17 protein-coding genes are annotated in these 22,732 nt (G+C 53.6%); 13 read left to right on the top strand and 4 right to left on the bottom strand.

The features are described 5' to 3' along the window. Positions 1 to 156 precede the first annotated feature (156 nt). A complete protein-coding gene (ppnN, locus tag LZ634_RS12240) occupies positions 157 to 1,521 on the bottom strand; it encodes a nucleotide 5'-monophosphate nucleosidase PpnN (RefSeq protein WP_234505369.1) in 1,365 nt (454 codons plus the stop codon). Between the two features lie 116 nt (positions 1,522 to 1,637). Continuing rightward, positions 1,638 to 2,483, bottom strand: a complete 846-nt coding sequence (queF, locus tag LZ634_RS12235) for an NADPH-dependent 7-cyano-7-deazaguanine reductase QueF (protein WP_234505367.1) — start codon at positions 2,481 to 2,483, stop codon at positions 1,638 to 1,640. A gap of 69 nt (positions 2,484 to 2,552) precedes the next feature. Here queF and syd point away from each other — a divergent pair, with 69 nt between their 5' ends. The 8 genes from syd to LZ634_RS12195 all read left to right on the top strand — a co-directional run bounded on the left by syd (position 2,553) and on the right by LZ634_RS12195 (position 11,054). Next, a complete protein-coding gene (syd, locus tag LZ634_RS12230; protein WP_234505365.1) occupies positions 2,553 to 3,098 on the top strand; it encodes a SecY-interacting protein in 546 nt (181 codons plus the stop codon). A 635-nt stretch (positions 3,099 to 3,733) separates the two neighbouring features. Then, the gene (locus tag LZ634_RS12225; protein WP_234505363.1) at positions 3,734 to 4,063 is read left to right on the top strand and encodes a YqcC family protein; all 330 of its coding nucleotides are present in this window, start codon (positions 3,734 to 3,736) and stop codon (positions 4,061 to 4,063) included. After that, on the top strand, positions 4,063 to 4,845 hold the full coding sequence (truC, locus tag LZ634_RS12220; protein WP_234505361.1) for a tRNA pseudouridine(65) synthase TruC: 783 nt from the start codon (positions 4,063 to 4,065) through the stop codon (positions 4,843 to 4,845). Before LZ634_RS12225 ends, truC begins: the two co-directional genes overlap by 1 nt. 15 nt (positions 4,846 to 4,860) lie before the next feature. Beyond that, positions 4,861 to 5,304, top strand: coding sequence for a flavodoxin (locus LZ634_RS12215; protein WP_234505358.1), 444 nt, complete (start codon positions 4,861 to 4,863; stop codon positions 5,302 to 5,304). Between the two features lie 467 nt (positions 5,305 to 5,771). Continuing rightward, the gene (locus tag LZ634_RS12210; protein ID WP_234505356.1) at positions 5,772 to 7,130 is read left to right on the top strand and encodes an MFS transporter; all 1,359 of its coding nucleotides are present in this window, start codon (positions 5,772 to 5,774) and stop codon (positions 7,128 to 7,130) included. Continuing rightward, entirely contained in the window at positions 7,127 to 8,467 is a 1,341-nt protein-coding gene (locus LZ634_RS12205; protein WP_234505355.1) for a glucarate dehydratase family protein, read from the top strand. Before LZ634_RS12210 ends, LZ634_RS12205 begins: the two co-directional genes overlap by 4 nt. A gap of 19 nt (positions 8,468 to 8,486) precedes the next feature. Next, positions 8,487 to 9,827 carry a glucarate dehydratase gene (gene gudD / locus LZ634_RS12200; RefSeq protein ID WP_234505352.1) on the top strand — a complete coding sequence of 447 codons (1,341 nt, stop codon included), beginning with the start codon at positions 8,487 to 8,489 and terminating at the stop codon, positions 9,825 to 9,827. 87 nt (positions 9,828 to 9,914) lie between these two features. Continuing rightward, complete coding sequence (locus LZ634_RS12195; RefSeq protein ID WP_234505350.1) at positions 9,915 to 11,054, top strand: glycerate kinase; 1,140 nt, start codon at positions 9,915 to 9,917, stop codon at positions 11,052 to 11,054. Between the two features lie 71 nt (positions 11,055 to 11,125). Here the strand turns inward: LZ634_RS12195 and barA are convergent, their stop codons facing one another. Then, complete coding sequence (barA, locus tag LZ634_RS12190) at positions 11,126 to 13,879, bottom strand: two-component sensor histidine kinase BarA (protein WP_234505348.1); 2,754 nt, start codon at positions 13,877 to 13,879, stop codon at positions 11,126 to 11,128. Positions 13,880 to 13,935: 56 nt separating this feature from the next. On the opposite strand from barA, the gene rlmD reads away from it, so the two are divergent. The 5 genes from rlmD (at position 13,936) to eno (ending at position 21,651) form a co-directional block, all read left to right on the top strand. Beyond that, the gene (gene rlmD, locus LZ634_RS12185) at positions 13,936 to 15,234 is read left to right on the top strand and encodes a 23S rRNA (uracil(1939)-C(5))-methyltransferase RlmD (RefSeq protein ID WP_234505346.1); all 1,299 of its coding nucleotides are present in this window, start codon (positions 13,936 to 13,938) and stop codon (positions 15,232 to 15,234) included. A gap of 49 nt (positions 15,235 to 15,283) precedes the next feature. Next, positions 15,284 to 17,518, top strand: a complete 2,235-nt coding sequence (gene relA, locus LZ634_RS12180; RefSeq protein ID WP_234505344.1) for a GTP diphosphokinase — start codon at positions 15,284 to 15,286, stop codon at positions 17,516 to 17,518. Positions 17,519 to 17,620: 102 nt separating this feature from the next. Continuing rightward, positions 17,621 to 18,412, top strand: a complete 792-nt coding sequence (mazG, locus tag LZ634_RS12175; protein WP_234505343.1) for a nucleoside triphosphate pyrophosphohydrolase — start codon at positions 17,621 to 17,623, stop codon at positions 18,410 to 18,412. A gap of 223 nt (positions 18,413 to 18,635) precedes the next feature. After that, positions 18,636 to 20,273, top strand: coding sequence for a glutamine hydrolyzing CTP synthase (pyrG, locus tag LZ634_RS12170; protein ID WP_234505341.1), 1,638 nt, complete (start codon positions 18,636 to 18,638; stop codon positions 20,271 to 20,273). A gap of 79 nt (positions 20,274 to 20,352) precedes the next feature. Next, on the top strand, positions 20,353 to 21,651 hold the full coding sequence (eno, locus tag LZ634_RS12165; RefSeq protein ID WP_052282129.1) for a phosphopyruvate hydratase: 1,299 nt from the start codon (positions 20,353 to 20,355) through the stop codon (positions 21,649 to 21,651). A 50-nt stretch (positions 21,652 to 21,701) separates the two neighbouring features. Here eno and LZ634_RS12160 read toward each other — a convergent pair. Beyond that, on the bottom strand, positions 21,702 to 22,732 hold a 1,031-nt coding region (locus LZ634_RS12160; protein WP_234505339.1), incomplete at its 5' end, for an SDR family oxidoreductase.

Genomic DNA, 22,732 nt, shown 5'->3' with positions numbered 1-22,732 from the left:
TAGCGCCTAATCATAACTATCACTGATAATGTGCGGTGAGTCATTGTACGCAAACGATTGGCTGCGATAAATTAAATTGGATTTTTTTCGGTATGTTTTGGAAATCCCGGCGAAGAATATCGCCGGGAAGGGAGTGAAAAACGCTAAGCGTGATGCTTAGGCACAGATTTCGTAGCAAGGAGTGTAGGCGGAACCGGGTAATTTCATGCGGTGCTGGGCCACGAAGCCCTGCAGAAGTTCGTCCATCCGGCGCATCATCTCTTTATCGCCGTGAATTTTATAAGGCCCGAACTCTTCAATAGCACGAATCCCCATCTCTTTTACGTTACCTGCCACAATACCGGAGAAGGCCCGGCGCAGATCGGCGGCCAGTACTTCGACCGGCTGATCTGGATAGAGCTTCAGATTTGCCATGTTTTCATGCGATGGCTCAAACGGCATCTGCAGATCGGGCGCAATACGAATCGACCAGTTGAAACTGTACGCATCCCCGGTATCGCGGCGGTTTTCTTTCACCAGCGGCATGGCTTTTTTCATCTGCCGCGCCACTTCCACTTCATCATCGATGATGATTTTGTAGTGACGGCGTGCGCCTTCGCCCAGCGTATGTACCACGAATTCGTCGAGCACGCGGAAGTAGTCGGCGCTCTCTTTCGGGCCGGTAAGAATCAGCGGCAGTACCTGATCTTTGTTGGCCGGGTTCATCAAAATACCCAGCAGGTACAGCAGCTCTTCCGCCGTGCCCACGCCGCCTGGGAAAATAATGATGCCGTGCGCAATACGCACGAACGCTTCCAGACGTTTTTCGATGTCTGGCATGATGATAAGCTCGTTCACCAATGGGTTAGGCGGCTCAGCGGCAATGATGGAGGGTTCGGTCATGCCGATAAAACGGCCTTCTTTGTAGCGCTGCTGCGCGTGGCCGACCGCCGCTCCCTTCATTGGTGCTTCCATCGCTCCTGGGCCACAGCCAGTGCAGATATTCAGCTCACGTAAACCTAGCTGATTACCGACGCGACGGGCGTACAGGTATTCGTTTTCGTTGATCGAGTGGCCGCCCCAGCACACCACCATGCTCGGTGCTTCACCAACGTGCAGCGCGCGGGCGTTACGCAGGATCGAGAACACGAGGTTGGTGATATGGGCCGAGCTTTCTAAATCGAGATTCGGGAAACGGACAGAATTATGGATTTGTCCGTAAACAAACAGGATATCGCGCAGGACGGCAAACAGGTTGGCCTGCAGCGAGCGAATGATGCGACCGTCAACGAAAGCTTCTTCCGGTGGATTGATCAATTCAAGTTTGACGCCGCGCTCGCGGCGCAGCACGTTGATGTCAAAGCTTTCAAAGCGGGATAGCAGCTCTTTGCTGTTATCGGTCAGGCTGCCTGAATTCAGTACGGCCAGTGAACAGTTGCGGAACAGTTGGTACAAGTCACTGCTGGCCGTGCGCTTAAGCATGTCCACTTCCAGCTGTGACAACATATCCATCGAGCCTAGCGGGCTAATATGTGTAATCAAGGGAACTCCTTACGGGACGAAAATCGTCTTCCTTAATGATTACAATAGCCTCGCAGGCCCGGTTACGACAACCTCAGGCGCGGAACAATGTGCGCAATATTGAGAAATTGTTCAGATTACTGGCGCACCAGACGTCCAATGGCCGGAATGAAATCGGTATTCGAACGCCATGGGTTAATGTCCAGCCCCCCGCGACGGGTGTAGCGCGCATAAACGCTTAGGCTTTCCGGCGCGCAGAAACGCAGAATGTCATTGAAGATGCGCTCAACGCACTGTTCGTGAAATTCATTGTGGTGGCGGAAAGAGACTAAATAGCGCAGCAACTTTTCGCGGTCAATCTGTGGACCACGATACTGAATTTGCACCGAACCCCAGTCTGGCTGGTGAGTGATAAGGCAGTTGGATTTCAGCAGGTGGCTGACCAGCGTTTCCTGCACCACTTTCTGACCGGCGGCTCCGTCGAGATAGTCGGCATTGAATTGATAGCTATCAATTTCAATGTCCTGGTTGTCGATGCAGCTACCGTGGAAATGGGCGATAGGCTGACCTTCGACTTCGTCGAGGCGATACAGCGCCACGGTCACTTTGCCCTGCGCGCAGGCGCTGAGATCGCGCTCCAGCGTTTCCTGTACCGCTTCCCAGTTGGCAAAACGCGTCTGGTTAAAGCTGTTGAGGTAGAGCTTAAAGCTTTTGGATTCGACAAGATTTACCGTTTCGTGGCTCAGCTCCACATGGCCTACGGCCACCTGAGGCAACCCTTTGGCGTTGAGCCAGGAGAGTTCGTACAACGTCCAGATATCGGCGCCATGGAAAGGCAGCGAGTCAGCATGCAGGCCAAGTGGATCGCGGTTTAAGCTACGCGGCACGCCCTGAAGCAGGCTGGCGTCATAGACATCGCGGTAATCTGTGGTTTTACCCAGCGTCAGGCCAGAGAGGGCCTGATGGTTCTCATAAGAAGACATGTTTCACCGTTATAAAGCAGGTACACTATGGTATCTAGTGTATCCTGGCTAACCTGAAGAGAGAAATTCGTGGATCAGCAGACTGCAGAAGCATTACATGTCTTTACCCAACGCTATTGCGATGCCTGGCAGCGCGACCACAATAGCCTGCCACGCAGCGAGGAGCTCTATGGCATCCCGTCGCCGTGTCAGGTATCGACCACTGATGACGCAGTATTCTGGCAGCCACAGCCGTTTGACGGCGAGCAAAATGTAAATGGCGTTGAGCGAGCTATGGGTATCGTGGTACAACAACCCATTCACAGTTATTATACCACCCAGTATGCGGGTGATATGCAAGCGCTGTTTATGGGGGAAACCCTAACGTTGCTGCAGGCGTGGAGCCCCGACGATTTCTTACGCGTACAGGAAAACCTGATTGGTCACCTGGTGACGCAGAAACGTCTGAAGCTTTCGCCAACGCTGTTTATTGCGACGCTGGACAGTGAACTGGACGTGATTTCCGTGTGTAACGTGACCGGTGAAGTGGTCAAAGAAACCCTCGGAACGCGTAAACGCCTGCCGCTAGCCTCCTCCCTTGCGAGTTTCCTGACTCAACTTCATCCAATTCTGTAAGACAGTTTGCCCATCCCTTTGTGAGAGATCTCTTACACGCATTGTAAGAGATCGCCAGAATGTGAGTAGGATACTCATCCCTGCAATCTAATAAAGTTTTTATATATCAATGCAATGGAATTTATCTTTGCTGATTTCTTATCGTGTAAGCCTTAAGTGTTTTCCTGAGAGCCACTTGTAAGACGAGGCGGAATAGGGGATTCTATCCACGTCGACAGGGAGTCGCACAATGAAGTGAACATCAGGATGATGACACTTCATAGGACACACCGGGAAGGTGATACAAGGAAAGGCTTCAGGATGAAGCACAGGATCACGCAGGAACGCGTTAAAGGACACCTCCAGGACGGAGAATGAGAGCCAGACGGGATATCTGGTGGATCAGGAAGATCGGGACACACTCAAGGATTGGGTGAAATCACATCGGGGTGGTGTGATGCAGGAAGCAGCCGTTTATGGACGAACAGGTCAGGAGACCACAGGAAAAGTTGTCACGGACGAGCAGGGAGCACCAAAAGTAGCTGGATTGCTGCGAAACGAACCGGGAGCACTGTTTTTACAGTGCTCCCTTTTTTTTGTTCCTCGCCAGCCACTAATGGTATCCTGCGCCCGATTTTGTTTCCTCTGAGGTTTCCATGACACGCCACGACAGCCTACGCGACCAACTCCTGCTTATTGAAACCCTGCTTCGTCAGCATCAGCACTGGCAAGAAACCGCGCCGCATGACAGCGCTTTCGCCAGCGATCAACCTTTTTGCATGGATACGCTGGAGCCGCTCGAGTGGCTGCAATGGGTACTGATCCCACGTATGCATCAGTTGCTGGATAGCGGAATGCCGCTGCCGAAAGATTTTGCCATCGCGCCATACTATGAAATGGCGCTCGACGCTGCCCATCCGCTGCGCGAGATTATCCTGCCTCCGCTGAGTGAACTGGATACCTTCTTCGCGGGCGACGCGCGCTGATGCTGGAAATTATTTATCAGGATGAATGGCTGGTAGCAGTCAACAAGCCTTCCGGCTGGCTGGTTCATCGCAGCTGGCTCGATCGCGATGAGAAAGTGGTGGTGATGCAGACCGTGCGCGATCAAATTGGTCAGCATGTCTTTACCGCCCATCGGCTCGACAGGCCCACTTCTGGCGTATTGCTGATGGGGCTTTCCAGCGAAGCGGGCCGCCGTTTGTCCCAGCAGTTTGAGCAGCATCTGATTCAAAAGCGCTACCACGCGATTGTCCGCGGCTGGCTGACCGATGAAGCCGTGCTCGACTACCCGTTAGTGGAAGAGCTCGATAAAATCGCCGATAAGTTTGCTCGCGAGAACAAAGATCCACAGCCGGCGGTGACCCACTATCGCGGCCTGGCGACGGTTGAAATGCCGGTGGCTACCGGGCGTTATCCAACAACGCGCTATGGGCTGGTGGAACTGGATCCGAAAACAGGTCGTAAGCATCAGCTACGCCGCCATATGTCTCATCTTCGTCACCCGATGATAGGCGACAGCAAGCATGGTGATTTGCGCCAAAACCGCAGCGCACTTGAGCATTTTGGCTGTAATCGACTGATGCTGCACGCTAGCCAGCTGTCGCTCACCCACCCGTTTACCGGCGAACCGTTGGTCATTCGTGCCGGGCTGGATGATGTCTGGATGCAGGCTTTATCACATTTCGGCTGGCGCGGACTTCTCCCTGAGAATGAAAGGGTTGAGTTTGTCGCCGACTGCGGTCAGGATGAAGCTATCCAGAAGTAAACAGGGAGTTAAATCATGGCAGAAGTCGGGATTTTTGTAGGCACCATGTACGGTAATTCGCTACTGGTGGCGGAAGAAGCGGAAACCATCCTTACCGGTCTGGGCCATCAGGCAAAGGTCTTTGAAGACCCGATGGTGGCCGATTGGGAAAGTTACACCGGGAAGTACGTTCTGGTTGTGACCTCTACAACCGGACAGGGCGATTTACCTGACAGCATCGTACCGCTGTTTAACGACCTCCAGGATATGTACCAGCCGCATCTGCGCTATGGCATTATTGCACTGGGAGACAGTACCTACGCCAATTTCTGCGGCGGCGGTAAACGATTTGATGCGCTGCTACAAGAACAGAGCGCGCAGCGCATTGGCGATATGCTGATGATTGACGCCTCTGAAGATCCGGAACCGGAAAGCATTTCTAATCCATGGGTTGAACAGTGGGCAACATTGCTTAAATAACAGGATTGCCCTCTCCCTACGCAGAGGGCTACCTGTTTTTACTACTTGCCAGTCCGTTGGAACAACTACGGCTTATTATAACAAGCCATTTCCCGCCGAACTTTGGGCTTTTGCCTCGCAAACCGACCGTCCTTATCGCTTTTTCCATGGCGTTTACCCAACGTCAAGCGAGGCCTTTCACGTTCTTTCATTCGTAAATTAATGAGCCCGCTATTTTTTTCCATTCCGTGAGCCATTGCCCAGTCAGTTGGTCGTATGTCGAAAATCGGCCGATTATAGGGAGTAAATAATGGGCGTTTGAACGATGAGCCAACGGTTGCCTCTTTTTATACTTTTCCTGCCAGTAACAAATAAGCAGTTGCGCAACGACGTGCTGCTAAAAAACACAAATACGTCATTCTGATTACCCTACAGGTTGTGCTGTTCAGAATAGATGTAGCTAAAAGCTATATTTCAGGAGTACAACAATGAGTTCATTAAGTCATTCAGTGGGCGCCGTTGAAAAACGGACCAATGCCCGCTATTGGATTGTAGTGATGTTGTTTATCGTCACCTCATTCAACTACGGTGATCGAGCGACGCTCTCTATTGCCGGTTCGGAAATGGCCAAAGATATCGGACTTGATGCCGTCGGTATGGGATACGTTTTCTCGGCATTTTCATGGGCCTACGTCATCGGTCAGATACCTGGCGGTTGGCTGCTTGACCGCTTTGGTTCAAAGCGCGTCTATTTCTGGTCTATTTTAATCTGGTCGGGATTCACCCTGTTACAGGGCTTTGTCGATATCTTCAGTGGTTTTGGCATCATCGTCGCACTATTTACTCTGCGCTTCCTCGTCGGACTTGCCGAATCCCCTTCCTTCCCCGGTAACAGCCGTATTGTTGCCGCCTGGTTCCCCGCCCAGGAAAGGGGCACCGCGGTGGCTATTTTTAACTCCGCGCAATATTTCGCCACCGTCATTTTCGCCCCTATCATGGGCTGGCTGACGCATGCCGTAGGCTGGTCACACGTCTTCTTCTTCATGGGCGGCCTGGGCATTATCATCAGCTTCGTCTGGCTCAAAGTTATTTATGAGCCAAACCAACACCCTGGCGTGAATCAAAAAGAGCTGGATTACATTGCTGAAGGCGGTGCGCTGATCAATATGGATCAGAAAGGCGCATCCGTAAAAGTACCGTTCAAGCAGAAGTGGGGGCAAATTAAGCAGTTGCTTGGCTCTCGCATGATGATTGGTATCTACATTGGCCAGTACTGCATTAACGCATTGACCTACTTCTTTATCACCTGGTTCCCGGTCTATTTGGTTCAGGCGCGCGGGATGTCCATTCTGAAAGCCGGTTTTGTTGCCTCTATTCCGGCTATCTGCGGCTTTGCGGGCGGCGTACTTGGCGGGATTATCTCCGACTGGCTGATGCGTCGCACCGGCTCACTCAACATCGCTCGTAAAACACCTATCGTGCTGGGGATGCTGCTGTCCATGGTGATGGTGTTCTGTAACTACGTGAACATGGAATGGATGATCGTTGGCTTTATGGCGATGGCCTTCTTCGGTAAAGGAATTGGGGCGCTGGGCTGGGCTGTGATGGCCGATACGGCTCCGAGAGAGATAAGCGGTCTGTCTGGTGGCCTGTTCAATATGTTCGGCAATATCTCCGGTATCGTGACGCCAATAGCGATTGGCTACATCGTCGGTACGACAGGCTCTTTCAACGGTGCGCTGATTTATGTTGGCGTCCATGCGCTGGTGGCGATTGTCAGTTATCTGGTGCTGGTGGGTGACATCAAACGCGTCGAACTCAAACCGGTAACAGGATATTCATCATGAGTATGCAATCAAGTCCCGTCATCAACGATATGAAGGTCATTCCGGTGGCCGGTCATGACAGCATGTTATTGAATATCGGCGGTGCACACAGCGCCTGGTTTACCCGCAATATTGTGGTGTTGACCGATAACGCTGGGAATACAGGCGTTGGCGAAGCCCCGGGAGGCGAGGTGATTTACCAGACACTGGTGGATGCCATTCCGATGGTGCTAGGTCAGGAAGTTGCCCGCCTGAACAAAGTGGTGCAGCGGGTGCATAAGGGGAATCAAAACGCCGATTTCGACACCTTCGGTAAAGGCGCATGGACGTTTGAGCTGCGGGTTAATGCGGTCGCGGCGCTAGAGGCCGCGCTGCTTGACCTGTTGGGCAAAGCGTTAAATGTTCCCGTCTGCGAACTGCTGGGGCCGGGTAAACAACGCGATGCTGTCACGGTGCTCGGCTACCTGTTCTATATCGGCGATCGTACCAAAACGGATTTGCCTTATCTGGACCAAACGCCTGGCCACCACGAGTGGTATCGCCTGCGTCATCAGCAAGCCATGACCGGCGATGCGGTTTTGCAACTGGCTCTGGCAGCCCAGGATCGTTACGGTTTTAAAGATTTTAAATTGAAAGGTGGCGTACTGCCGGGTGAGCAAGAAATTGAGTCGGTTAAGGCGCTGAAAAAACAGTTTCCGGATGCGCGGATAACCGTTGATCCCAACGGCGCCTGGTTGCTGGATGAAGCGATTTCGCTGTGCAAAGGTCTCAACGATGTGCTGACCTATGCCGAAGACCCGTGCGGTGCTGAGCAAGGCTACTCTGGTCGCGAAGTGATGGCGGAATTCCGCCGGGCCACTGGTCTGCCGGTGGCGACTAATATGATAGCCACTAACTGGCGCGAAATGGGGCATGCGGTAATGCTCAATTCCGTGGATATTCCGCTGGCAGATCCCCACTTCTGGACACTCTCCGGTGCCGTTCGCGTTGCACAACTTTGTGATGACTGGGGGCTGACCTGGGGCTGCCATTCCAACAACCATTTCGATATTTCATTAGCCATGTTTACCCATGTCGCCGCCGCTGCGCCGGGAACGCCAACGGCCATTGATACGCACTGGATTTGGCAGGAGGGCGATGCGCGCCTGACGAAAAATCCGTTAGAAATTAAAGATGGCAAGATTGCCGTTCCCGATACGCCTGGGTTGGGTATTGAACTGGACTGGGAACAGATACAGAAGGCGCATGAAGCCTATAAGAAATTGCCGGCAGGCGCCCGTAATGACGCCGTAGCGATGCAGTATCTGATTCCCGGTTGGACATTTGACCGCAAACGTCCCGTTTTCGGCCGTAACTAATTACTTAAAGGATTGAAAGATGACAATTCAAACTTCAACGCCGGTCGTTACTTCGATGCAAATCGTCCCCGTGGCAGGGCATGACAGTATGCTGATGAACCTGAGCGGGGCGCATGCACCGTTCTTCACCCGTAACATTGTGATTATCAAAGATAACGCCGGTCACACGGGCGTCGGCGAAATCCCCGGTGGCGAAAAAATTCGTCAGACTCTGGAAGATGCCATTCCATTGGTGAAGGGTAAAACCCTCGGCGAGTACAAGAATGTACTGAATACCGTACGAAGCACTTTCGCCGATCGCGACTCCAGCGGGCGTGGCCTGCAAACGTTCGATCTGCGTACCACGATTCACGTAGTGACCGGTATTGAAGCGGCGATGCTCGATCTGCTGGGGCAGCATCTGGGCGTGAACGTGGCTTCTTTGCTGGGCGAAGGCCAGCAGCGCAGTGAGGTCGAAATGCTGGGCTACTTGTTCTTCGTGGGTAATCGCCAGGCGACGCCGCTGCCATATCAGAGTCAACCGAATGATAGCTGCGACTGGTATCGTCTGCGTCACGAAGAGGCAATGACGCCGGATGCGGTGGTACGTCTGGCGGAAGCGGCATATGAAAAATATGGCTTCAACGATTTCAAACTCAAAGGTGGGGTTCTGGCCGGAGATGAAGAGGCCGAGTCTATTGTGGCGCTGGCGAAACGCTTCCCTCAAGCGCGAGTTACGCTTGATCCAAACGGCGCGTGGTCGCTGGATGAGGCGATCAAAATCGGCAAATACCTGAAAGGGTCTCTGGCCTACGCGGAAGATCCGTGCGGCGCAGAGCAAGGCTTCTCCGGGCGTGAAGTGATGGCGGAATTCCGTCGGGCGACAGGGCTGCCGACCGCAACGAATATGATTGCTACCGACTGGCGTCAGATGGGACATACGCTGGCGCTACAGTCGGTGGATATTCCGCTGGCCGATCCGCACTTCTGGACGATGCAGGGTTCCGTTCGCGTGGCGCAAATGTGTCATGAATTTGGTCTGACCTGGGGCTCTCACTCCAACAACCACTTTGATATTTCGCTGGCGATGTTCACTCACGTTGCGGCCGCTGCACCGGGTAAAATCACCGCTATCGATACCCACTGGATTTGGCAGGAAGGTAATCAACGCCTGACCAAAGAACCGTTCGAGATTAAAGGTGGGATGGTGCAGGTGCCGAATAAACCAGGGTTGGGTGTGGAACTGGATATGGACCAGCTTATGCTAGCCAATGAACTGTATAAAAAACACGGTCTTGGTGCGCGTGACGATGCGATGGGAATGCAGTATCTGATCCCAAACTGGACGTTTGATAATAAACGTCCGTGCATGGTGCGCTAAAATTAATGCCGGTTCCGCAAGGAGCCGGCAGTGTTCTGCACATAATGGTGTGCAGAACACTGCCGCCAACCCGCATAAGGACAGCCAATGAAAATCGTGATTGCCCCGGATTCTTATAAGGAAAGCCTGAGCGCGGCTGATGTCGCCAGCGCCATTGAGTCTGGGTTTAGGGAGATTTATCCCGATGCTGAGTATGTAAAACTGCCGGTAGCCGATGGCGGCGAAGGAACGGTAGATGCAATGGTCGCGGCGACCCAGGGGCGGGTGATTTCGGTCAATGTGACCGGCCCGCTGGGAGAACCTGTAGCTGGGTTTTACGGTGTGTCGGGCGACGAACGGTGTGCGTTTATCGAAATGGCGGCGGCAAGTGGGCTGGAACTTTTATCCCCGGAGCAACGTAACCCTCTAAAAACCACCTCATGGGGCACCGGTGAGCTGATTCAGCATGCGCTCGATCTGGGCGTGAAGCGCATTATCATCGGTTTGGGCGGCAGTGCCACCAATGATGGCGGGGCGGGGATGGTTCAGGCGCTGGGGGCAAAGCTGCTGACGGCAGATAATCAGCAAATCCCGTACGGCGGGGCTGGACTGGAAACGCTGGCAAAGATTGATATTAGCGAGCTGGATAGCCGTCTGGCGCACTGCCAGATTGATGTGGCCTGCGATGTGACAAACCCGCTAACCGGCGCGGAAGGCGCGTCGGCGGTGTTTGGTCCGCAGAAAGGGGCGACGGCGGAAATGGTCGTGCAGCTTGACGGTGCGCTGGCGCATTATGCCCGGCGTATTGAGCAGGATTTAGCGATTGATGTGCTGACGCTCGAAGGCGGCGGCGCGGCAGGCGGAATGGGCGCGGCGCTGTACGCCTTCTGCGGGGCAACGCTGCGTCCGGGTATTGATATTGTGACTGAAGCGCTGCATCTGGATGCGCTGGTGGCGGGTGCCTCGTTGGTGATAACCGGTGAAGGTCGGATGGATAGCCAGACAATTCACGGTAAAGTGCCGGTGGGCGTGGCGCGAGTCGCCAAACGCTATCACATTCCCGTCATCGGTATTGCCGGCAGCCTGACAGCAGATGTTGGTGTTGTGCATCAGCATGGGGTGGATGCGGTATTCAGCATTCTTTACCGGATTTGTTCACTGGATGAAGCCCTGATGCAAGCCGGCGAGAATGTGCGGATGGCGGCACGCAATATTGCGGCGGCGATAAAAATTGGACAAGCACTGTAGGCTATTGGCCTGCCCGGATAGCATATTAAGCTGGAAGTTGATTGCCCGGCCTGGCGCAGCCGGGCACAACGTTACCCCAGTATCTTGCGGGTTTCCCGGGTGACATTATCCATCTCATCCAGCAGTTCCAGCAGCTCTGGTTCCAGATCTTCCGCCGGGGTACCGCTACGCAGCTGCCCCTCAATCAACTGACACAAATGCTTCAACCGCGGCACGCCGCTGTAGCCGCAGCTACCGTGCAGTTTATGAATAGCATCAACCAGATTTTCTGGCTCTTCACCTACCAGTTGCTCTTCCACTTTGTTGCGGATCTCCGGCAAGAATGCGACCAGCATTTGCAGCATTTCGCGCGCCAGGTCAGGCTTATAGGCGGCCTGGCGCAGCGCCAACTGCCAGTCGAGCGTAGCGTTAAGATCAATCGGTGGTTCTATTGGTTCGGGCTCAGAAGGACGTGGCGGCGTATTAACGCCGGGTTTATAGCGCAGCAGTAAATCGTGTAACCGGCTCTCTTCAATCGGCTTGGCCAGATAGTCGTTCATCCCCGCGGCCAGCAGTTTCTCTCTTTGTTCAGCGAGGGCGTGAGCGGTTACGGCTATTACCGGCGTTTGTTGCTGATGCGGAAGCTGACGAATCAGCTCGCAGGCACGTATGCCGTCGATATCCGGCATCTGAATATCCATCAAAATCAGGTCAAACTTCATCTGTTTTGCGCATTCAATTGCCTGTTGACCACTTTCACACAGTTCAACGTGCTGCACCTGATCGTCCAGCAATGCGCCAATGAGCTTGAGGTTAGCGGGGTTGTCATCAACGGCCATGACCGTCATCGGCAGGCGATGTTCGATGTTGGGCAGGGTAATTAATGATGGCGCACTGCGGCTGAACTCTAGCAGCACCGGCAGCAGGCGGGTGATCGTCAGCGGTTTCAGCAGACAGGCTGCTGCGCCGTTTTTCTTCAGTGATTCAGCATAGACATGAGCGTGGCACGGCAGTGCCAGCACCAGAAGTTCAGTCATCCCCAATGCGGCGTTTAGCTTTTCCTGATGCATGCTGAGGTCACGCATTGAGACCGGGACGGCTACCAGCACGATGTCGTAAAACTCTACGGGAAGGGCGGCAATACTGACTGCATAAACGACATCCAGCGGCGTAGAGGTCAGCATATCCAGCGTGGCCTGAGCCGCTGCTGCGTTGGCTTCTACATAGGCGATGCGCTTGCCTTTCAGGCTACTGGTATCCGGGCCGTCGGACACCACGTTAGGATTCAGATCGAGATTGATATTAAACCAGAAGGTTGAGCCCCGATTTGGCTGGCTGTGGAAGGAGATATCGCCGCCCATCTCGCGCACCAGTTTTTGGGTGATAACCAGCCCCAGGCCGGTACCGCCGTGACGGCGGGAAATGCTGGCATCAGCCTGACGGAAGGCCTGGAACAGGTGAGATTGATCGCGCTCAGGAATACCAATCCCGGTATCGCGGATCTGGACCTCTATCTGCACTTTGTTATTACTGATCGCCCGTTGTTCAATCAGCACATCAATGTTGCCGTTCTCGGTGAACTTAATGGCGTTGCCCACCAGATTGGTCACCACCTGCTGCAGGCGCAGCGGATCGCCAATGACGTTATCCGGGACATCGTTTTTAATGCTAAGCGTCAACTCCAGCCCTTTATCATGGGCCGAGTGCGCAAGTAACGTCACCACTTCATCAAGGGAATTACGCAGCGGGAACGGAATGCTTTCCAGCAGCAGTTTACCGGCTTCCAGCTTCGAGAAATCGAGGACGTCATTGATGATAGCCAGCAGGTTGTTGGCGGAACGTTCGATGGTACTGAGATGGTCGCGCTGCGTCGGATTGAGCTCGGTTTTCAGCGTCAGGCGAGTAAATCCAATTACCCCATTAAGCGGCGTACGCAGCTCGTGCGACATATTGGCGAGGAACTCGGATTTGATACGCGCGGCTTCCTGAGCGCGCTTTTTGGCGAGATCCAACTCGACGTTTTGGATCTCCATCTGTTCGAGCGTCTCGCGTAAGTCTGATGTCGCCTGATCGACGTTATGCTGCATCTCTTCGTGGTAGGCGGCCAGTGACATCGCCATCGAGTTAATGCCGTTTTTCAGCATATCCAGTTCGCCGAGCATGAAGCCTTCAACGCGGCTATCAAGCTGGCCGCGTCGAATGCGGTCAACGGTGTTGACCATATTGCGTATCGGTCCGGTGACATCTCGCATCAGTCGCCAGCCGAAGATCAGCGCAATACCGATACAGAACAGCATCATGATGCTGGAAATAAAAATCTCTTTGTATTGCTGCAGGCGCACCGACTTGAGATCCAACTCCAGTGCCACGTAGCCGAGCATATTCACCGGCGTTTTCGCATCCGACTGGGGGGATTCATCCGGCGAGTAATGCTCCGAAATAATCGGCGTTCGCAGGATCATAATATCGCCATGACGCGTCACGCTTAGCCGCCTGGGGAACGGCATCCCACGCGGTAGCTGAAGTTCTCCCGGATCCAACTGGTAGTTAGAGGTGACGAACAGTTTGTTATGTTCATCATAAACGGAAATCGCACGCACGATATCGGAGTGACGGCGATGCAATACGCTTATCAACTGACCAATCGACTCACGATTTTGTAAATTCATACCGTATTCGCTGGAGACGGCAAGCGGCTCAATAATGCTGGCGCCGGCGTCTTCCAGTTGACGCTGCAGGTCGTTATAGCGGTGTACGACGAAGAAGATGCTGAGCAGTAAACCGATTAATACGGTCGGTGCCAGGATCAAAATCATCATTCTTGCACGAAGGCTGTAGTTGGTCATGGAGGTCCGTTGTGGGAGAATCAGTGCAATATTTTTGATTGAGAAAAATCTCTACGATGGCGCAATTCTACTCTGCAAAACGGCGCGTGACGACGCGTCAGATCATAACCGTGACAGTCAACGATCTTGATCCCTTCGGGCAAGGTGTGGCGCGCCACAACGGTAAAGCATTATTCATCAATGGCTTACTTCCGGAAGAAAGTGCAGAAATCACCATCACGGAAGATAAAAAACAGTACGCGCGCGGGCAGGTTAAACGTCGTTTGAGCAGCAGTTCAGAGCGCGAAACCCCGCGTTGCCCGCATTTTGGCGTTTGCGGCGGCTGCCAGCAACAGCATGCCTCGGTTGCACTGCAACAGCGCAGTAAACGTTCGGCGCTGAATCGGTTAATGAAGCATGAAGTTGACGCGGTGATTGCCGGTGAACCCTGGGGATACCGTCGTCGTGCGCGGCTGAGCTTGAATTATCAGCCAAAAACCCAACAATTGCAGATGGGTTTTCGCAAAGCCAATTCGAACGAAATCATCGATGTGGTGCAGTGCCCCATTTTGGTGCCCAATCTTGAGGCGCTTTTGCCGGCGGTACGTGAATGTTTGACCAGCCTGAAAGGCAAGCGTCAGTTGGGCCACGTGGAGTTAGTGAGCGCCGACAACGGTCCGCTGATGGTGTTGCGCCACACTGCGGCATTAACCGTCGAGGATAAAGAAAAACTGGAACGCTTTTCGCATTCTTCGGGCGTTGCGCTTTATCTGGCGCCGGAAAGCGAGATACTTGAACGCGTTACGGGTGAATCCCCCTGGTATTCCTCAGACGGGCTACGCTTAACCTTCAGTCCGCGTGATTTTATTCAGGTCAATGACGGCGTCAATCAACAGATGGTGACTACCGCGCTGGCGTGGCTGGATGTCCAGCCAACCGACCGGGTGCTCGATCTGTTCTGTGGGATGGGTAACTTCACGCTGCCGCTCGCGAAACGGGCTGCCAGCGTTGTGGGTGTTGAAGGTGTGCCGGCGCTGGTGGCGAAAGGCCGTGAAAACGCCGCGCAGAACCATCTCCAGAATGTCACTTTCTTCCACGAGAATCTGGAAGAGGACGTCACGCTGCAGGCATGGGCGAAGCACGGTTTTGACAAAGTTTTACTCGATCCTGCCCGTGCTGGCGCACCGGGCGTGATGCAGCATGTTATAAAATTAGCGCCAACGCGGGTGGTGTATGTGTCCTGTAACCCGGCAACGCTGGCGCGTGACAGCGAAGCATTGCTGAGTGCAGGGTACCAAATTCAGCGTCTGGCAATGCTTGATATGTTCCCGCACACTGGGCACCAGGAATCGATGGTGCTGTTTGAGCGTAAGTAATAACTTGGCTTGCCGACTTCGGCAGGCCTGTCCCTGAAAGGAGAGGACAATGGTTGCGGTAAGAAGTGCACATTTAAATAAAGCTGGCGAATTTGACCCACAGAAATGGATCACCAGTCTGGGAATTTCCAGCCAGCAGTCGTGTGAGCGCTTAGCCGAAACCTGGGATTATTGTCGTCGCCAGACCGTGGGGCGTGCTGATGCCGAATTGATGCTGTGGCGCGGCGTGGAGATGGTTGAAATCCTGTCAACGCTGAGCATGGATAACGATACGCTGCGCGCGGCGCTGCTGTTTCCGTTAGTCGATGCTAACGTGGTGAGCGAAGAGGTGCTGAGTGAAAGCGCCGGGCAGTCGGTCGTCACCCTTATTCACGGCGTGCGTGACATGGCCGCTATTCGTCAGCTTAAAGCCACGCATACCGATGCCGTCTCTTCTGAGCAGGTGGACAACGTACGGCGGATGCTGTTGGCGATGGTAGACGACTTCCGCTGCGTGGTTATCAAACTTGCCGAACGTATCGCCCATCTGCGCGAAGTGAAAGACGCGCCGGAAGATGAACGCGTACTGGCGGCCAAAGAGTGTACCAACATCTATGCGCCACTCGCCAACCGTCTGGGCATCGGCCAGCTCAAATGGGAGCTGGAAGATTACTGCTTCCGCTATCTGCATCCGGCAGAATACAAGCGTATTGCCAAACTGCTGCACGAACGCCGAATCGACCGCGAATCCTACATCAACGATTTTGTTGGTCATCTGCGTAGTGAAATGAAAACCGAAGGGGTGAAAGCCGAAGTTTACGGTCGACCAAAACACATCTACAGCATCTGGCGCAAAATGCAGAAAAAGCACCTCGCTTTTGATGAGCTGTTTGATGTGCGAGCAGTGCGCATTGTGGCCGAGCGTTTACAGGACTGCTACGCCGCGCTGGGGATAGTACATACTCACTATCGCCACCTGCCGGATGAATTTGACGACTACGTTGCGAACCCGAAACCAAACGGCTACCAGTCTATCCACACCGTGGTGCTGGGGCCGAACGGCAAAACGATTGAAATCCAGATCCGCACCAAGCAGATGCATGAAGACGCCGAACTGGGCGTTGCTGCGCACTGGAAATACAAAGAAGGCACCGCCACGGGGCTGCGTTCAGGCTATGAAGACCGTATCGCCTGGCTGCGTAAGCTGATTGCATGGCAGGAAGAGATGGCGGACTCCGGCGAAATGCTGGATGAAGTGCGTAGCCAGGTCTTCGACGACCGGGTGTATGTGTTTACGCCAAAAGGCGATGTGGTTGATCTGCCGGCGGGCTCCACGCCGCTGGACTTTGCTTACCATATTCACAGTGACGTCGGGCACCGCTGCATCGGGGCGAAGATTGGCGGGCGTATCGTACCGTTCACCTACCAACTGCAGATGGGCGATCAGATTGAAATCATCACCCAGAAACAGCCGAACCCAAGTCGCGATTGGTTAAACCCTAACCTGGGTTATGTCACGACCAGCCGTGGACGCTCGAAAATTCATGCCTGGTTCCGCAAGCAGGACAAAGACAAGAACGTGCTGGCCGGGCGTCAAATCCTTGACGACGAGCTGGAGCACCTGGGCATCAGTCTCAAGGAAGCGGAAAAACACCTGCTGCCGCGCTACAACTTCAACGAGGTTGAGGAACTGCTGGCTGCCATCGGCGGTGGCGATATTCGTCTCAACCAGATGGTTAACTTCCTGCAGGCGCAGTTTAACAAGCCAAGCGCCGCCGAACAGGATGCCGCAGCACTCAAACAGCTGCAGCAGAAAAGCTATACGCCGCAGAACAATCGCAGCAAAGATAACGGCCGCGTGGTGGTAGAAGGGGTAGGTAACCTGATGCACCATATCGCGCGCTGCTGCCAGCCTATTCCGGGCGATGAAATTGTTGGTTTTATCACCCAGGGACGCGGTATTTCGGTGCACCGGGCGGACTGCGACCAGCTTGCGGAGCTGCAATCACATGCGCCGGAACGTATCGTGGATGCGGTCTGGGGCGAAAGCTACTCGGCGGGCTATTCGCTGGTGGTTCGTGTCCAGGCGAACGATCGCAGCGGGCTGTTGCGCGACATCACCACTATCCTCGCCAACGAGAAGGTGAACGTTCTGGGCGTGGCCAGCCGCAGCGATACCCGGCAGCAGATGGCGACAATCGATATGACCATCGAAATCTACAACCTACAGGTGCTGGGCCGTGTGCTTGGCAAGCTGAATCAGGTGCCTGACGTTATCGATGCACGTCGTTTGCACGGCGGTTAATCTCAATTTCGTAGGTCGGGTAAGGCGTAGCCGCCACCCGACAATTTTCCCGGCAGCGCATTGCCTGCCGGGACTACGCCTCCATTTCAACAGGATGTAATCATGAACCAAATCGACCGACTGCTCGGGATTATGCAGCGCCTGCGTGACCCGGAAAACGGCTGCCCGTGGGACAAAGAGCAGACGTTTAGCTCCATCGCGCCTTACACCCTCGAAGAAACTTACGAAGTGCTGGATGCCATTGCGCGTGAGGATTTTGACGATCTGCGCGGTGAGCTTGGCGACCTGCTGTTCCAGGTGGTGTTTTACGCGCAGATGGCCCAGGAAGAAGGGCGCTTTGATTTTAACGATATCTGCGCTGCCATCAGCGACAAGCTAGAGCGTCGCCACCCGCATATTTTCGGTGATGCCAACGCGAGCAACAGTCAGGAAGTGCTGGCACGTTGGGAGCAAATTAAAACCGCTGAACGCGCTGAAAAAGCGCAGCATTCGGCGCTGGATGACATTCCCAGTGCTTTCCCGGCGCTAATGCGGGCGCACAAAATCCAGAAGCGCTGCTCGGCCGTTGGCTTTGACTGGACAACGCTGGGGCCGGTACTCGACAAAGTGTACGAAGAAATTGATGAAGTTATGGACGAAGCCAGGCAGGCAGTGATTGATGAAGCTAAACTGGAGGAGGAGGTTGGCGACCTGCTGTTCGCGACGGTCAATTTATCGCGTCATTTAGGGGTAAAAGCCGAGACCGCATTACAAAAGGCCAATGAAAAATTTGAGCGTCGTTTCCGCGAAGTTGAACGGATTGTCGCCGCGCGAGGCCTGGAAATGACCGGTGTAGACCTGGATGTCATGGAAGAAGTTTGGCAGCAGGTAAAACGGCAGGAATCTGATCTCTAAAGAATTTTTGTGGGGAAGGGCGAAAAGTGCGAAATCTTAAATGACAAGCGCTTGATTTGCGTCAAAAACATTTACCCAAAAGGGGCTATTTTCTCACTCCCCATGTTTGTTTCTGCGGCGATTGAGGAGCGAGAATGAAAGTTTGTGGCGCTCGCCATGTTCGGGTATACTACTTTCCCGTCTTGGTTATTCCATCGTTTCACCCTAACTTCTCAGGTCCAGCATGACAACGAACTATATTTTTGTGACCGGCGGGGTCGTATCCTCTCTGGGTAAAGGCATTGCCGCAGCATCCCTGGCAGCCATTCTTGAAGCCCGTGGCCTCAACGTGACCATGATGAAACTGGATCCGTATATTAACGTCGATCCTGGCACCATGAGCCCGATCCAACACGGGGAAGTGTTCGTTACTGAAGACGGCGCTGAAACCGACCTGGACCTGGGTCACTATGAGCGCTTCATCCGCACCAAAATGACTCGCCGCAATAACTTTACTACCGGTCGTATTTACTCGGAAGTCCTGCGCAAAGAGCGCCGTGGCGACTATCTGGGCGCGACGGTACAGGTTATTCCACACATCACCAACGCTATCAAAGAGCGCGTTCTGGCTGGTGGCGAAGGTCACGACGTGGTGCTGGTTGAAATCGGCGGTACCGTCGGTGATATCGAATCCTTACCATTCCTTGAAGCTATTCGCCAACTGGCGGTAGATATCGGTCGTGAACACGCGCTGTTCATGCACCTGACCCTGGTGCCTTATCTGGCAGCGGCTGGTGAAGTCAAAACTAAACCGACTCAGCACTCTGTAAAAGAGCTGCTGTCTATCGGTATTCAGCCTGACATCCTGGTTTGCCGCTCCGACCGTGCGATTCCGGCCAACGAACGTGCAAAAATTGCATTGTTCTGTAACGTGCCAGAAAAAGCCGTTATTTCGATGAAAGATGTCGATTCCATTTATAAAATTCCAGGCCTGTTGAAATCTCAGGGTCTGGACGATTATATTTGTAAACGATTCAGCTTGAACTGCCCGGAAGCAAACCTGGCCGAATGGGAACAGGTTATCTACGAAGAAGCAAACCCGGCAGGTGAAGTCACCATTGGTATGGTCGGCAAGTACATTGAACTGCCAGATGCTTACAAATCGGTGATTGAAGCGCTGAAACACGGTGGCCTGAAAAACCGCGTAACCGTAAACATCAAGCTGATTGACTCGCAGGATGTGGAAACGCGTGGTGTCGAAATTCTGAAAGATTTGGATGCTATCCTGATTCCTGGCGGCTTCGGCTACCGTGGTGTTGAAGGTAAAATTGCTACCGCACGCTATGCGCGTGAAAACAAAATTCCTTATCTGGGCATCTGCCTGGGTATGCAGGTTGCGCTGATTGAGTTTGCGCGCAACGTTGCGGGGATGGACAACGCCAACTCGACGGAATTTGTGCCAGACTGTAAGTACCCGGTTGTGGCGCTCATTACTGAATGGCGTGATGAAGAAGGCAATGTCGAAGTTCGTACTGATAAAAGCGACCTCGGCGGCACGATGCGCCTCGGCGCGCAGCAGTGCCAGCTTGGCGATGACAGCCTGGTACGCCAGCTGTACGGCGAGCCAACCATTGTTGAACGTCACCGTCACCGCTATGAAGTCAACAACATGTTGTTGAAACCTATTGAAGCTGCAGGTCTGCGCGTTGCGGGCCGTTCCGGTGATGATCAGTTGGTCGAGATCATCGAAGTACCGAATCACCCGTGGTTCGTTGCTTGTCAGTTCCATCCGGAGTTTACTTCCACGCCGCGTGATGGGCACCCGCTGTTTGCTGGCTTCGTGAAAGCCGCAGGCGAGTACCAGAAGCGTCAAGCGAAGTAAGAAAAGTTAGAACGGCAGCGCCCCATGAGGGGCGTTGTTTGTCTGGAGTTTTAGTTTAACTTGTACTGAGGAAAACCTAATGTCCAAAATCGTTAAAATCATCGGTCGTGAAATCATCGACTCCCGTGGTAACCCGACTGTTGAAGCAGAAGTTCACCTGGAAGGTGGTTTCGTCGGTATGGCAGCAGCCCCGTCAGGTGCTTCTACTGGTTCCCGTGAAGCACTGGAACTGCGCGATGGTGACAAATCCCGTTTCATGGGTAAAGGCGTACTGAAAGCAGTTGGCGCGGTAAACGGCCCAATTGCTCAGGCTCTGCTGGGTAAAGACGCGAAAGACCAGGCCGGCATCGACAAGATCATGATCGATCTGGACGGTACTGAAAACAAATCCAACTTCGGTGCTAACGCCATTCTGGCTGTGTCCCTGGCTAACGCCAAAGCAGCAGCTGCTGCCAAAGGCCTGCCACTGTACGCACACATCGCTGAACTGAACGGTACTCCGGGCAAATACTCCATGCCGGTTCCGATGATGAACATCATCAACGGCGGTGAGCACGCTGACAACAACGTCGACATCCAGGAATTTATGATTCAGCCAGTTGGCGCTAAATCCCTGAAAGAAGCCGTACGTATGGGTTCCGAAGTGTTCCACAACCTGGCTAAAGTTCTGAAAGCTAAAGGTATGAACACTGCAGTTGGTGACGAAGGTGGCTATGCGCCAAACCTGGGTTCCAACGCTGAAGCTCTGGCTGTTATCGCTGAAGCTGTTAAAGCTGCTGGTTACACCCTGGGCACCGACATCACTCTGGCGATGGACTGTGCAGCATCTGAATTCTACAAAGACGGTAAATACGTTCTGGCTGGCGAAGGCAACAAAGCTTTCACCTCCGAAGAATTCACTCACTTCCTGGAAGACCTGACCAAACAGTACCCAATCGTCTCCATCGAAGATGGCCTGGACGAATCTGACTGGGATGGTTTCGCATACCAGACCAAAGTACTGGGCGACAAAATCCAGCTGGTTGGTGACGATCTGTTCGTAACCAACACCAAGATCCTGAAAGAAGGCATCGAAAAAGGCATCGTTAACTCCATCCTGATCAAATTCAACCAGATCGGTTCCCTGACCGAAACTCTGGCTGCGATCAAAATGGCGAAAGACGCTGGCTACACCGCTGTCATCTCTCACCGTTCTGGCGAAACTGAAGACGCTACCATCGCTGACCTGGCTGTTGGTACCGCTGCAGGCCAGATCAAAACTGGTTCTATGAGCCGTTCTGACCGCGTTGCTAAATACAACCAGCTGATTCGTATTGAAGAAGCGCTGGGTGAACACGCACCGTACAACGGTCGCAAAGAGATCAAAGGTCAGGCATAAGCCTGCTCTTTCTCTGATGTGAAAATGCCAGCCTTCGGGCTGGCATTTTTTTATTTAAAATCGACTGCCATTTGCTGTGGAATCGACAGCCCACGAGTGGTCTGCACACAGCGACCGATGTAGTCGGTAAAGCGAGGCGGCTTGGGCATCCCCATACTTAGTAGCTTATCATTGCTAAAGCGGACGTTGAGCGTGGCAAACGCGCCGTACAGACGCATGGCTTTGAGCATCAACCGCTCGTTGCAGGGGCCAAAGATGGTTTTCAGCTCGCGACGCATTTTTACCAGCGTTTCATAGCTCACCTGCGCATATTTATCCCCAACCGGCGCCTTCTCCAGCGCAGCAGCCATGGCATTGTCGATATCCCCAAACCTGACGCTGTTTTCTTCCCCGGCCGAAATATGCACCACTTCCCCCCGGGCGATGGGGGCGTTAAGCAGCATCAACAGCGCGCTGGCACAGTAATCCACTGGAATGACATCGATCCGGTCTTCCATTGAGCACATGAATTTTTGCAGCATCAGCCCCATGCTGAATACCCAAAAAATACTGCTGGAAGGCTGGCAACCGTGGTGAGTATGACCCACTACAATCGATGGCCGAGCAATCACCAGCGGCAGCGTCGGGCAGCGTTGACGCATCAACTGCTCAATGGTGGATTTGGAGTGAGTGTACTCGACGAGATGCTCTGCGCGTTCGCGAAGCACCGCATTTTCTGCCACCAGAGTATCTGGCTGTGGCGAGCAGGACATTGCCGTACCAACGTGTAAAAAGCGCTGTAGCCCGTCTACCTGCGCCATTCGCTGGGCAAACAGCAGCGTACCTTCGACATTCACTTTCCAGATCAGTGGATTATTGCCAAACGAGGCCACGGCTGCGCAGTTAAGGACATGAGTAACCTGCTCGAGGCGCGGGTCAGTCAGAAAATCTTCCGGAGAGGCCAGGTCGCCGAGCAGGATATTCTGTGTGCCCAATTGCGCCAGTTTAGCCTCATCGACGTTGAATTTACGCATGTTCTCCTTAACCCGCTTAACCGCAGCATCACCGTCATGTGCGCGTACTAGGTAATGACTCCAACTTA

The sequence above is a fragment of the Kluyvera intermedia genome (assembly GCF_021440345.1).
GTDB lineage: Bacteria > Pseudomonadota > Gammaproteobacteria > Enterobacterales > Enterobacteriaceae > Kluyvera > Kluyvera intermedia_A.
The sequence above is the reverse complement of the archived record's forward strand: the minus strand, read 5'-3'. Positions and strand labels throughout refer to the sequence as shown.